We start from the raw sequence: 14,610 nt of genomic DNA, 5'->3' as shown, positions 1-14,610 counted from the left end.
TATTAGAAACTTGCACGTACCATTAAACCATATGTTCTAGTTGCTGGAGAAGTACCGGCATTCGAAACATTATTAATCCAGTTAGATCCTCCTGTCATTTGCTCAGGATCTAAGTCTTTAATTGATCTGTAAAGGAAGAAAAGATTTCTACCAAAAGCTGAGATCTGAACATTTTTAGCTCTTAATTTTGCAGCTACTGCAGAAGGTAATTTGTAGCCTAAAGATATTTCGCGCATTTTAAAATAATTGTTTTTTTGTACATACAAACCGTAGTTTGAGTTTGAGTATTGAGGGCCTCCCCAGTTATACGTTTGTGCATAATAATATGCCTGCGAAATAATGTTTGTATTGGTCGAGCCATCTGCTAAGACACCTTGTGTTAACATACCATCATCGTAAACTTTTTGCCCGTTAGGTCCTGATGTACCATTATAGGCAACACCTTTTCCATTTCCATCAAGATAATAGCTTAATCCACCATGTTCAGCATCCATATTTGTTAAGGTTTCTTCTAATAAACCACGGCTTTTCATCCAATTAATACCTGTTGGCATAACATGTCCGCCTAAACGAAAGTCAATTAGGGCGTCAAGTGTGAAGCTTTTGTACGTAAATGTATTTATAAATCCTCCAACTGCTTTTGGCATAGCGTTACCTTTCTTCTCCCATTTATCCGCATCAATTTTATATAACCCATTTGCTTGTACAATTTTGTTTCCACTGTCATCTAATGCAATTGGGTGTGTCATGATATCTCCCATAGGTTGACCAACTTTGGAGATTAATTGTGCAGCCGCTCCGTCATAGTCTCTATGTAATAATTCCGTAGCACCTCCAGGAAGTTCTTCCACCACGTTTTTGTTCATTGAGAAGTTTAATACGGTATTCCAACGGAAGTTTCCATTTTGAATTGGAGTTCCAGTTATTGCAAATTCCCAACCTTTATTTCTTAAAGTACCTACGTTAGCAAGAATAGAAGTTGAACCTGTTGATATAGGAAGCGTGTAATTTAAAATTTGATCAACGATTTTACCGTTATAGTAGGTAATATCGAAACCTAAACGATTATTAAAAAGGCGAGTTTCTAATCCGAATTCTATTTCATGTTTTGTCTCTGGTAAAATTTTCTCATTTCCAAAACTTGAAGTAGGTATGTTGGTATATAATACCGCAGTTCCAGAACCTTGATTACCTAAGGTCGCCTGAGTATAACTTAAAGCACTTTGATAAATTGTAGGATAATTACCAACGATACCCCATGATCCTCTTAGTTTTGCATAGTTAAATGCTGATGGTAAATCAAAAGCTTCAGAAAGAATTAAGCTCGAGTTTACAGATGGATAATAAAGAACATTATTATCGGGATGCATTTGAGAAATACGCTCGCGTCTTAATGTTCCTTCAACAAACCAGTAATCCTTGAAGTTAAAGTTTAATGTTCCAAAAACGGCATCTCTTAATGAATTTAGTTTTTGATTCGTAGTTCTAGCTTGATTTACAGAAGCGTTTATATCAAACCAATCACGTACACTTAAACCACCATCGGTATAGCTGTTCATATTTGTTGTTTGCGATTTCGTTGCTGTATAGCCTGCCATAGCTCCCAACTTGATGTCAGGAGTAACACTTTTACTATAAGAAGCCAATAAATCAGTATAATAAATATTAGCTGACTGATTTTGTAGTGAATAGTAACCTGTGTTTTCTAATGAAATTGGTCTTTCATTTGGTTGTTTATCATCGATTTTATTATTCGTCATATCCGCTGAAAAACGTCCTCTGACAGAAAAATCTTTAGTAATTTGCCACGTGTTTGTTAATGACCCAATTAGGCGATTTGAATTTTCATCATACTGTCTTGCTTTTGTATTCCAGATATAATCTAATACATCTGTTTTATAACCATTGTATGTTAAATTTTCTTCTGGTGTCAGACTCGGATTTGTTCCAGTTACGAATTTGTAACCTTGACTTGTTTTATAACGATCTAAATACCATTCTGGATTATCCCAAGTTGAAATCATTCCTGTAAAATTGTTTATTAAACGATCGGTCAAGAATGGTCTATTGTGCGTATGTTGATTGATATAATTTACGACAACATCAGTTGTGAAATTGTTCCACAGTTTGAAAGAAGAATTTAAGTTGGCAATGTTTTTCTTATTATAAGAGTCAAGAGATGTCATTTGATTATCTTGACGCGTAATTGAAAAACGGGTGTTTGAATTTTCTGTTGTATGCCCTAAAGCTAAATTGAATGTTGTATTATTCGGATTATTAAAGAATTTATTGTAAGAATTTTGTGCCTCATATGGTCTAACTGTTCCGTCCCATGCAATTGTAGGCTGTCCATCGAATTTTGGTCCAAAATTAATAGTTGCTGGTAAAACTCCTCTTGTCACACCGTTTATTGCCCTGTCTTGACTATAATAGAAGAATTTGTCTTCTGCTTGTCCACCATTGGCGTAGGCTAATGAGTATCCGGGGCCTCTAACATCTTGAAATCTTGGTAAATAGGCGATTTGATCATGTGTGTAAGTTGCATTGAAATCGACTGAGAATCCTTTACTCCCTTTTCCAGATTTTGTAGTAACCAATACGACACCATTCATGGCCTCGGATCCATAAAGCGCAGCAGCAGAAGCCCCTTTCAGAATCGTAATATTTTCAATATCCTCCGGATTTAAATCTTCTAAACCATTACCTCTAGCTCTTTGATCACCCCAATAATCAGAGTTGTTAAATGTTGTTTGACGCATAGGAACTCCATCAATAATGACCAGAGGTTGTGAGTTTCCTGTAATGGAATTTGTACCACGGATATTGATATTGATACCCGAAGTTGCTCCTCCCGGAGCTGCTGAAATCCTTACCCCTGGTGCTTTACCGTATAATGCACCAGCAAAGTTAGGGCTACCTGTTTTGGTTAGTTCTTCTGCGCCTACGGTACTCATTGCATACCCTAATTCTTTTGGAGCTCTTTTAATCCCCATCGCTGTTACGACTACCTCATCTAATGCTGATGCATCGTCTGTCAAAGTAACGTTAATCGTTTTAGTTGAGCCAACAATAATTTCTGTTGCTTTGTATCCAATGTTAGAAAAACGTAGTGTTTCTCCTTGCGCAGCCTGAATGGTAAAACTACCATCTGCTGCTGTTTGTGTTCCGCGTGAAGTCCCTTTTACGGAAACCGTTACGCCGGAAACAGGTCCTGTAGCATCTGTTACCTTTCCTGTAACAGATTGCTGTGCGAATAGGGTAGAGGCACTAAATAAGGTGCATAATGCTAATCCCGCACTTTTTGTGTAAAAATAACTCATACGAATTGGTTGAATAATTTAATTAGTTGGTTTTTATTAGTGTTTGTATTAAGTTTTCGATAATAAAGGCTGCTGTTCCTACGCTTTGAGCTTGTTTATTCGTCTCCGATATTCTGATTTGCGTTGCTTGTGCCAATCGTGGTATGCAAAATTCATTGATCGCTGTTTGAATCTGAGGCATCAGAATGGTTCCTGCTTTGGCGCCTCTTCCGCTAATGATAATAACTTCTGGATTGAGAATATGGATTAATGTAGCTATTCCTTTTCCCAGCATATAACCAATTTTACCTAAGTTGGCAACAGCAAGTTGATCCCCATTGATGGCACTTTCTAATAATGCGTCTCCCTGCGCCAAAAGATTGTTTTGTTGTTCGGATTCTAGACTGGATTTTTCTCCGGCATTTATTGCTGCCTGCACATTTTTTACAGCTGCAGTTAATGATGCTTCGACCTCTAAACAACCTTTTTTTCCACAGGAACATAATTCGTTACTATCACTAAGTGGTATATGACTAAATTCACCAGCGTAACCGCTTGACCCTTTGAATATTTGTCCATTTACGATCATGCCCAGTCCAACACCCCAATTTAGATTGATGACTAATGAACTTTTTACATTTTTCGCTGCGCCAAATTTTTGTTCTGCAAAAGCGATACATGTAGAGTCGTTTTCAATAATGGTCGGCATATTGAAATGCTCGCTGATATGTTTCTTAATGTGGTGTAATTTTGATTGTTTATCAAAAGAATCATTGATTCCCTTTTCCGTATCTACAAAACCGGGCATACTAATGCCGATGCCTAAGAAGTTTGCTGTAGGTATGTTAGACAAAGTGATCAATTCTTCTGTTAGACCGATAATGATATCTAGGGCTTTGTCTTTATTTTTTAGAGGGTTGTAAATGTCGACGTTTTCTGCTATGATATTGTTCTCTAAATCAAAGATGTAAATGGACGTGTAATATTGATCTAAGGCTATAACTAAAGTATACTTTAATAAATTATTATTGATCTTAAATTGAATAGCTCTTCTGCCCCCAGTAGAAGCTGCAAGATCATTGCCCTCAATTAAATTCATCTCTAATAATGAGTTTACGGACTTGGTAATAAGAGGTATACTTTTGTTAAAAGCTTTACTAAGCTGTGCAATCGATTGCAGCTTTTGAAAGTAAATGGCTTTTATAATTTGATCATTCATAATTTGGATTGGTTTTCCGTAATAGTAAAGTTACAACAATATTATTAAAAGATACAAGAACTTTTTACTTTTTTTTAAGAAGTTAATTTTCTTATACATGGGAATTAATATGATTTAAATATTTTTGGAATATTTAACTTAAGATTTGTCTTTATTTTATGCACGAAGAGAGGTCTGAACCGGCTTTTTCAAAATATTATTTTGATGTTATTTTTTTAGAAATACGTTATAAAAAATAGTATACTAGGGCAGTATATATAAAAAGCCTACTGTGATGCATCACAGTAGGCTTTGAAAATGATTTGGAAAAATATATTTTATTTACTCTTGATTTGAATTACTGTTGCATAATTTAATTTTGTATTTGGATTTGTAACGGTCACTTGATTGTTTTTTTGTGACCATTTTAATTTTCCTTTATGACCAAGTATGGATAGATCTTTAATTTTGAATTGATCGGGCAGATTAAAGACATATTGTGTGGGTTGCTGGTAGCTTTCACCTTCTACAATATGAAATATATTAAGTGTTTTACTGTCTTTACTTCTGGTATAGTAATAATCTCCTTCATGGAAAGGAGCAACAGGACGGGTAGCATATACGGCTCCTTGATTAATCTGTATCCATGCCGCTAATTCTTTTAATCGATCATAAGCTGCTTGATCATAATCACCATTTGGTCCTGGAGCAATGTTCAGAAGATAGTTACCTCCTCTTGCAATAATTTTGATCAACGTTTCCACAATTTTTTTGGTGGGTTTATATTGATCATTGGGGACATAGCTAAAAGAATCTCCCATGGTGATACAACTTTCCCAAGGTATATCTAAGGTGTGTTCAGGTATTGCCTGCTCTGGCGTAACATAATTTTCCCATTTGCCGGGTACAGTGCGATCAACGACAATAATACCAGGTTGATTTTTACGAGCCATAGTACCTATGCGATCCATATCAATATCCTGCTCCACTTTAATGGTACGCTGCCATTCGACAGATGGGTCAATGGTTTTAAATGGTCGTACCCATCCGCCATCTAACCATAGGATATCTACTTTTCCGTATTCTGAAGTAAGTTCATTAAGTTGATTGTATGTATAGTTTTTAAATTTCTCCCATCTTTCTGGGTGTTTTGCGGGGTCGTAATTTACGTTACGATCTTTAGGCGGGAAATAATTCCACCAATAAAAATCGGTATGCCAATCTGGTTTGGAAAAATAAGCCCCTATTTTAAAACCATCATTTCTGAATGTGCTGAATATTTCTTTGGTGATATTTGCTTTTGGATTTGTTGAAAATGGTGTATTGGGAGATGTGACTTTGTAATCAGATTCTTTTGTATCGAACATGGCAAATCCATCGTGATGTTTAGTCGTGAATACTACATATTTCATTCCTGCTGCTTTGGCTGCATCGGCCCATTTTTGAGGATTGAAATCTGTTGGATTAAATGTTTTTTGTAGATTTTCGTAATTCTTCACATAATCGAAATAGTTTTTTCCATGTTCAGGTTTGCGCTGTGTCCAGCCTTCGTCTTCGGGACATAAGCTCCAGCTTTCGACAATACCCCATTGACTATATGTGCCCCAATGCATGAAAAGGCCGAATTTCATGTCTTGCCATTGTTCCAGATTTTCGACGACCATGGGATCGGTTGGCTTTTGATAACCTGAAGATACATTGTGCGCTTGACCAAAGCTATACTGTCCCATACAGATAAGGGATACAATAGTAAGTATATTTTTTAATTTCATATGGTTATAATGTATGATTATAAAAAGAAAGCCACGCGAGTGGCTTTCTGGTATTTAAAGGTATTAAAAATTAATTGACGTCCCAGAATATTTTTGTTGTTCTGGTATCTTTTGCTTTTACTGCTTCATAATTTTTACTATTGTTCGCAGTTTCTTCAGAAGGATAGTTTAAGCGCATCGGTGGATTTGCAAAATTGACTAATCCAGCAACCGGGAATGTTAATACAGGATATCCTGTTCTTCTCAATTCGGCCCAAGCTTGTTGAGCCTGAAGAAATCCGTAGTGTAACCATTTTTGAGTTAAGATCAATTCTAGATCTTTATTTGTATTTCCAGTAAATTTGATTGATGAGTTATCAACAAAATCGGCAATCATACTTTCAGTAGGTTTGGTTTCCTTTTTCAGTTCTACATCATTTATACTATTTAAATAATAATAAAATGATATTGATTGTTTTACTGCCGTGTTGTAAGCTTCTTTTGCCAAAGCTGCTGAACCCCATCTCAATTGTGCTTCTGCTTTTATAAAATTTGTTTCACTTGCAGAAAAAACGATCCCCGGTAATCTCTTGTTATCAGCAAAAGTGGTAGAATCTAAAATCGAATAAAGTGCAAAGTTTTGCTCTACTTCAACTGAAGTAAAAGTAATTGGCATCGCTTTATATTCTTTGTTTGCCACAAATTTTCCATCAACTGTTTTTCCAAATTTATCGTAAAATACTGGAATACGCGGATCTTTTGAAGGTAACATCACTTTATTTAACATATAGTCTGTTGCGTAATGATTGGTGCCTTCAATCAAAGCTTGTCTTAATGTTGAGGTGTTGTTAGTCAAAGGGGCTAATAAGATATCGGATTGATCGGGTTTGTAATTAGCATCATTATCACCGTCTGTAAGTGGGTATTGACCAGGATTGTTTAATATTTCCAAAATTTCAGTTCTTGCTTTTGCTTCATCAACGTTGGAAATTCTCATTAATAATCGTAGTCTCAATGAGTTTGTATATTTTCTCCATTTAGTAATATTTCCCTTATTAAGGATATCATATTTACTAAATTCAGCGGAAGATTGTGCCGTTGTAAAATACGTATTGATTTCTTTTAAATCTGCTATAAACTGATAGTACAATTCCTTTTGTTCATCAAATTTTGGTAATTTAATCTCATTTGTAGCGGGTAAACTCCCAGCTTCACTAAATGGTATATCTCCAAAATTGTCAATTAATTTGGATGCTTCATCGTACATGACAACTTTGGCTGCCTGAAGGATTACTTTAGCACTAGATTGTTGTGCTTCTGGAAGCGCGTCATAAGCTTTTTCCATAGAGCGATATATGCCCAACACACCAGGGGCATAAAAATCAGTCCAATATTGATAGGAATAACTATCGCTTGGCTGATACATGGAGTTTGACGGTGTAAAAGATGCCGTCTGTGTATAAATTGCTTGATTGGACAATATAAATGTACGGTAATGCCAGTATGATGGTCTTACACGATCGTTATTGAGAAGCTCTGCGAAGAAGGCCGATACACTAGCCTTTTCTGTCGCATCGGGATTTTGGAACTTGTCTTCCAATTGTTTTTTACAGCTGACCAATGTCGAAAAGACTGTAACTAATGTAATTATAGCAATGAATATTTTTTTCATGATTTCCTTAGATTAATGATTAAAAGTTTGCATTTAATGAAAAACCAAAACTTCTTGTCGCGGCTGATGAACCAACATCCACTCCTTGTGACCACCACGCGTTTCCAACTGGTGCCTCTGGATCTAGATTTTCTAAAGTTCTATAGATGTAAAAAAGGTTTCTACCAATTAATGAAAATCTTAGATTGTTCATTTTTATTTTCTTTGTAAAGCTATCTGGAATACGGTAACCAATGGATAATTCTCTCAATTTAATAAAGTCATTGTCGTAAACGGCACCCTTCTCAGACCACGAATCATCTCCCCAGTTAAATGTATTGAAATAATATTCTGCACCGCTTAAATGCACATCATTTGTTTTACCTGTATTGGCATTAACTCCGGGCAATGTTACTCCCGTTTCTCTATATGGAAGCGTGTTTTCATATAGACCAGAAGCCATTCCATATTTTAAATTTTCAGAAACCATCTTACCTCCAAATCGGTAATCAGCGGTAAAGTCTAACATGAAATTTTTGTAGGTGAATGTATTTGTCCATCCGCCAATCGCTTTAGGCATAATGTTACCGACCATTTTGTATTTGGTTTTGTCTATTACATAATAGCCTTCATCTGAAATTAAATTATTGCCATTATTATCTTTTGCAATGTCATAAACATAGATATTACCTAGTTTTTCACCAGCTTTTGCCGTTATTTTTAATGAATTGGCATCGGCACTATAAAAAACAAGTTCGTTAACACCAGCCATTAATTCTTTTACCCGAGAATTATTGAATGAATAGTTTAGTCTTGAAGTCCATGTAAAATTATCATTTTGGATTGGTGTACCATTTAAAGATAATTCTAACCCATTATTAGCTATTTTTCCAATGTTTAGGATTTGGGAAGTCGCTCCGGTAGATGATGGAGTTGTTAAGCCTAGGATTTGATTTTCGATGTAATTATTATAATAACTTACATCTAGTCCTAATCTGTTCTTTAAGAATTTTAATTCTAACCCAAATTCCATCTCATATTTTCGCTCTGGTTTAAGGTCTAAATTACCATATCTGTTTTTATATGTTAATGACGGTATGGCTCCATTTACCGTTAATAAAGGTGCTTGTGTATAAGCGATGTTGGCTTCATAAATTGCGGCATCATTTCCAACAATACCGTATGAAGCGCGTAGCTTACCGTAGGAGAATTTATCTGATTTTAAGTTGAATGCGTCACTGAAGATAAAACTTCCGCTAACGGAACCATATTGATAATTATTGTTTTGTGAAGGAAGCGTAGAAGAATATTCTGAGCGATAAGTACCATCAAGATAAGCATAACCTTTATATCCCACATTTAGTGATCCAAAGTACGCATATTTAAGCATTTCCTTGCGATTGTTTGTTGTTAATGGTTGTGCTAAACTGTTACTGATACTAAACCAGTTTTCTGTAACTAAACCGGCTTCTGTACTGGAATATTGATCGTCATAATTTTCTGAACGTGACTGGAAACCAACACTTGCTGAATAGTCAAAATCCTGATTGATTTTGTTGCTATAAGTCATCATTAAATCTCCATACAATATAGAATAAGCACCTTTTGTTGTAGCATATCCACCTGTACTTCTGTCTGAGGCATTATAGATGGTGGCATTCTCATTATACTGCTTGTTAGTGCTAGTTGCTGATGTAAAGTCATTACCAATTCTTCCACGAAATTTTAAATGATTGACAATATCCCAATTTAATGTAGCACTAGTCAAGAGACGGTTTTCAATCTCATCGTAACTATTTTTGTATTGATTCCAAAAATAATCTAAAAGATTTGATGCTCTCATAGTATAAATAAAGTCTTCTGGACGTCCTGTTCCGTACTTTGAATATTTATATCCATCTGAGGTTTGATAGGCATTTTTCATTGCTGCCATATCTTCTGTTCTACTGAAAAATCCATCAAAACTTCCCAACACATTTCCGAGTAAATAAGTACGGTTATGTGTGTTGGTATTGATGTAGTTGGCAACGATATCTGTTGATATTTTATCGCTCAGCTTAAGGGAGCTATTTAAATTAAATGTGTTTTTATTTTGCTTGCTACCTGGACTTGTACTTTTATAGTCCATACGGGTTGCGCTTAAGCGGTAATTTAGTTTTTCAGTTTGATTGGATATCCCAACATTTGCTGTTGAATTGTAACCTTTGTCAAATACGTCATAATAGTTGTTTTCACGAGCGACATAAGGTCTCACTTGACCATCCCACCATAAAACATCTTCTCCGGTAAATTTAGGTCCAAAACTACCATACGATCTGAAATAAGGTCTTCTTCCTGATGGAGATTTGGGATCTGCAATCCAACCTTCGGCAGTTGCACCATTTGTTGTGTTGATGGTCGCGTCATAACCTGGGCCGTACTCGTTTTGAAATTTTGGAAGAAAAGCAGCTCTCTCTAATGAGCCATTGTAATTGAAATCTACACCAAGACCTCGACCTTTTGTTCCTTTTTTTGTTGTAATAACAATAACGCCACTTGCTGCGTCAGAACCATATAGTGCACTTGCAGCTGCACCTTTTAAGATGGATATATTATCGATGTCTGATGGGTTGATATCTAACATGCCATTTCCTCGGATCCGCTGGTCATTGTTGAAATTGTTATTATTCGCACCACCAGCACCATTCTGTTGATCATTACGAATGATGATTCCGTCGACAACATATAATGGTTGACGTTGGTAATTCAACGAATTGATTCCACGTATTTGTACATTCACAGCACTAGCAGATCCTCCAGGGGCAGTGGTAATCTTTACGCCAGGTGCTTTTCCATATAAAGCAGATCCAAAGTTTGTATTTCCAGCTTTTGTAATTTCTTCTGACTTGATATTGCTTACCGCGTATCCCAATGCTTTGGCGTCACGTTTAATGCCCATGGCTGTCACTACAACTTCTTCTAAAGCTGAAGCATCTTCATTAAGGGTTACATTAATCGTTTTAGTTGATCCAACAATAATTTCGGAAGATTTGTACCCTACGTTCGTGAAGCGTAGCGTTTCACCTTGTGCGGCTTGAATAGTAAAGGTGCCGTTTGCACTTGTCTGTGCAGCGCGCGATGTTCCTTTTACAGAAACGGTTACACCTGATACAGGTCCTTTGGCATCTACTACCTTTCCTGTAATAGATTGCTGTGCGAATAAGGACGATGCACTAAATAAAGTGCATAATGCTAATCCCGCACTTTTTTTGTAAAAATAACTCATACGAATTGGTTGAAAATTTTAATTTAGTCTGTTTTTATAAGGTTTTGCAATGTGTTTTCTATAATAAAGGCTGCAGTTCCAAGGCTCTGCGCATGTTTGTTCATTTCTGATATTTTTAATTGCGTGGCACTTGCCAATCTCGGTATGCAAAATTCATTGACAGCCGTTTGAATCTGGGGCATTAAGACGGTGCCTGCTTTAGCACCTCTTCCGCTGATAATAATGACTTCTGGATTTAGGATATGAATCAAGGTGGCAATTCCTTTACCTAGCATGTAACCAATCTTTCCAAGACTGGCTATTGCCAATTGATCACCTTGGAGCGCATTTTCCAATAATGCATCACCTTGTGCTAATAAATCTTGATATTTCTCGGATTCTAAACTTGATTTTTCTCCTGAGCTTAAGGCGAGCTCTACATTTTTTACAGCAGCGCTTAAGGATGCTTCAACTTCTAAACAACCATTTTTCCCACATGAACATAGTAGATTGCTCGTGCTCAATGGAATATGACTGAACTCTCCCGCATAACCGCTTGATCCTTTAAATATCTGGCCATTCACGATCATACCTAAACCTACTCCCCAATTTAAATTAACCACCAATGCGCTATTGGTATTTATGGCAAGACCAAATTTTTGTTCAGCAAAAGCAATGCAGGTGGAATCATTTTCAATGATGGTAGGAATTTTAAAATGATCTTCAATATGTCTTTTTATATGATGAAGATTACAATTTTTATCATATGAATCATTGACTCCTTTCTCATTATCTACAAATCCAGGCATACTGATACCGACGGCCATAAAATTTGCTAATGGAATTTGAGATTGAACGACTAATTGTTCGGTATAATGAATGATGTTTTTTAATGCACTGGAGCTGCATGCAAGAGGATTGTATTGATCTGTAATTTGTGCAATAACTTTATTTTCAATATTAAATATATGGATAGATGTATAAAATTGGTCAAGTACGATCACAAGCATATGGTGTGAAAGATTGTTGTTTACTTTAAATTGAATAGCCCGGCGTCCTCCAGTTGAAACAGCAAATCCGCTTTCCTCAATAAGCTTTTGTTCTAATAAAGAATTTATTGCTTTTGTAACAATGGGGATGCTTTTGTTAAAAGTTTTACTTAACTGTGCAATTGATTGTGATTCTTGAAAGTATAGTGCTTTTAAAATTTGGATATTCATTATATTGATTATACTCAGGTTATCGCTTTATAGGGGGTAAAGAAATGTAAATTCTTTTATAATTACAAGAACTTTATAATGTTTTTTAATAAGTATGGCACTCTTATTTATTTTTTACCAATATTTTTGATGTTTATACTTTATAATTTTCAAAAGTTTTATACTGAATATAGCATGCTTAAAAAAAATATTTAATGTTATTTTTTAAGTGTTTTGCTAACTATATGGTTTTTTGTTTTGCAGATTGTTGCTTTTTTGGCGTTGCCAAACGAAAACGAGGCTTTTTTTCTGTTCTAAAAAGAATATCTTTGGCTTAAACAATCTAGATTATGAAACAACGTTATTATTCACTTGATGTATTTCGAGGAGCGACAGTTGCTCTGATGATTATGGTCAACAATCCCGGAACATGGGCACATATGTTCGCTCCTTTACAACATGCCAGCTGGCACGGTTGTACACCTACTGATTTGGTTTTTCCTTTTTTCTTATTTGCTGTCGGTAATGCGATGTCTTTTGTCATCCCTCGTCTTCAGGAGGCTGGTGATGCTATGTTTTGGAAAAAGGTAATCAAAAGAACTATTTTAATATTTGCCATTGGTTTATTTTTGAACTGGGCTCCTTTTATTCAATGGAGTGGGGATACACTGGGGTTTAAGCATTGGGTCAATCCGGAGAATCCAGAAAAAGGAATTCGAATTTTTGGGGTTTTGCAACGCATTGCTTTGGCGTATTGTTTTGCTTCTATATTAGCTTATTATTTTAAAGAGAAAGCGTTGATCTGGATTTCAACAATTATCTTATTGGCTTATTGGGCTATCTGTGCTTTTGCAGGACAGCCTGGTGATCCTTATAGTTTAGCGGGCTGGTTTGGAACTTCTATTGATATCAAATTATTGGGAATCGCACATATCTATAAAGGGGAGGGTGTGCCTTTTGATCCGGAGGGTCTGATGAGTACTTTGCCAGCGATTGTGCAAGTGGTATTTGGTTATTTGGCTGGTACATTTATTAAAAAGCAGGGACAGGTGGATTGGTTATGGTCTAAAGTTCCTACGAGTAATGAGCCTCATTTTAAATTGCTTTCGGGTTTATTTGTTACTGGTTTTATATTGGTTGTCTTGGCGTGGATCTGGTCATTAGGATTTCCGATCAATAAAAAAATATGGACAAGCTCGTATGTACTATATACTACAGGGCTAGGTATCATGACGATCGGAGGGATGATTTGGTTTATTGAGGTGCAAGGAGTGAAAAATGGTTTAACCAAGTTTTTTGATGTTTTTGGTAAAAATCCACTCTTCATATTTGTTTTGAGTGGTGTGCTACCTCGTTTGGTTGGACTCATCCGCATTCCAAATGGCGTTGGTGAGGATGGAACGCAGGTATATACGAGTGGTTTTACATGGTTTTATACTCATATTTGTAAACCATTTCCAGGACCTCCTGAAGTGGGGTCATTTTTTTATTCTTTATGTTTTCTTGCTTTTATGTGGGTGATCTGTTACTATTTGGACAAAAAGAAAATATACGTTAAGGTTTAATGGTTATACTGCGGTTTATGATTGCCTTTGAATCATAGGATTTAAGGATACTTTGAGCTAAATTTAGCAAATCTGCGTCATCTATTCTGAAGGGCTACTTGATTTTTAATCTGCATTTAATTTGCAAAGTAAAGTTTAAGTACTACCTTTGCAGTCAATTAACAAAAATTTTTAACGCTTTAATATTATTTCAGAGATGTATTTAAGTAAAGAGTACAAAGCAGATATCTTCGCAGAATTTGCAGGTTCGGCAACGAACACAGGTTCTACAGAAGGACAAGTAGCTTTATTCACTAAGAGAATTGCTCACCTAACTGAGCATTTGAAAAAAAACAGAAAAGATTTTAACACACAACGTGCACTACAAATGTTAGTAGGTAAACGTCGTTCATTATTAGCTTACCTGTACAAAACTGACATCAACCGTTACCGTGCGATCATCAAAGGTCTAGGTCTACGTGATATCATCAAATAAGCTTTTAGTATAAAACTTTAGAAAAGCCGTCTTCTTTGGAGACGGCTTTTTTTTGCTCTTTTTTTTCTAAATTCCGATTTTTGATATATTTGTTTTTTTAATGTAGATTTTCTACACTAGGATAACAGGAGATCTTTGCTGTTATTGATCAATTATAATTGCATAGAAAAGCAACTGATCTGAGTTTGATTATGAATATTTTACCTTATCTTTGCGGAGAAATTAAAT

8 protein-coding genes are annotated in these 14,610 nt (G+C 35.7%); 2 read left to right on the top strand and 6 right to left on the bottom strand.

The genetic code is table 11. The features are described from left to right. Positions 1-2: 2 nt before the first annotated feature. The 6 genes from MUB18_RS02005 to MUB18_RS01980 all read right to left on the bottom strand — a co-directional run bounded on the left by MUB18_RS02005 (position 3) and on the right by MUB18_RS01980 (position 12,363). Positions 3-3,320 carry a SusC/RagA family TonB-linked outer membrane protein gene (locus MUB18_RS02005; RefSeq protein WP_094771754.1) on the bottom strand — a complete coding sequence of 1,106 codons (3,318 nt, stop codon included), beginning with the start codon at positions 3,318-3,320 and terminating at the stop codon, positions 3-5. A 22-nt stretch (positions 3,321-3,342) separates the two neighbouring features. Beyond that, positions 3,343-4,518: an ROK family protein gene (locus MUB18_RS02000; RefSeq protein WP_248754829.1), complete on the bottom strand. Its 1,176-nt coding sequence runs from the start codon at positions 4,516-4,518 to the stop codon at positions 3,343-3,345. A 317-nt stretch (positions 4,519-4,835) separates the two neighbouring features. Then, positions 4,836-6,269 (bottom strand): alpha-L-fucosidase, encoded by a 1,434-nt coding sequence (locus tag MUB18_RS01995; RefSeq protein WP_248754828.1) that lies wholly within the window; start codon positions 6,267-6,269, stop codon positions 4,836-4,838. 70 nt (positions 6,270-6,339) lie between these two features. Further along, positions 6,340-7,920 (bottom strand): SusD/RagB family nutrient-binding outer membrane lipoprotein, encoded by a 1,581-nt coding sequence (locus tag MUB18_RS01990; protein ID WP_248754827.1) that lies wholly within the window; start codon positions 7,918-7,920, stop codon positions 6,340-6,342. Between the two features lie 19 nt (positions 7,921-7,939). After that, positions 7,940-11,164, bottom strand: a complete 3,225-nt coding sequence (locus MUB18_RS01985; protein ID WP_248754826.1) for a SusC/RagA family TonB-linked outer membrane protein — start codon at positions 11,162-11,164, stop codon at positions 7,940-7,942. Positions 11,165-11,187: 23 nt separating this feature from the next. Continuing rightward, the gene (locus tag MUB18_RS01980; protein WP_248754825.1) at positions 11,188-12,363 is read right to left on the bottom strand and encodes an ROK family protein; all 1,176 of its coding nucleotides are present in this window, start codon (positions 12,361-12,363) and stop codon (positions 11,188-11,190) included. Between the two features lie 329 nt (positions 12,364-12,692). On the opposite strand from MUB18_RS01980, the gene MUB18_RS01975 reads away from it, so the two are divergent. Beyond that, entirely contained in the window at positions 12,693-13,907 is a 1,215-nt protein-coding gene (locus tag MUB18_RS01975; RefSeq protein WP_248754824.1) for an acyltransferase family protein, read from the top strand. A gap of 196 nt (positions 13,908-14,103) precedes the next feature. Then, complete coding sequence (gene rpsO, locus MUB18_RS01970) at positions 14,104-14,382, top strand: 30S ribosomal protein S15 (RefSeq protein ID WP_021191167.1); 279 nt, start codon at positions 14,104-14,106, stop codon at positions 14,380-14,382. Positions 14,383-14,610 lie beyond the last annotated feature (228 nt).

Origin of the sequence: Sphingobacterium sp. PCS056, assembly GCF_023273895.1 — a bacterium.
In the GTDB taxonomy this organism is placed as follows: Bacteria; Bacteroidota; Bacteroidia; order Sphingobacteriales; family Sphingobacteriaceae; genus Sphingobacterium.
This window is presented reverse-complemented; position numbering and strand designations above follow the sequence as displayed.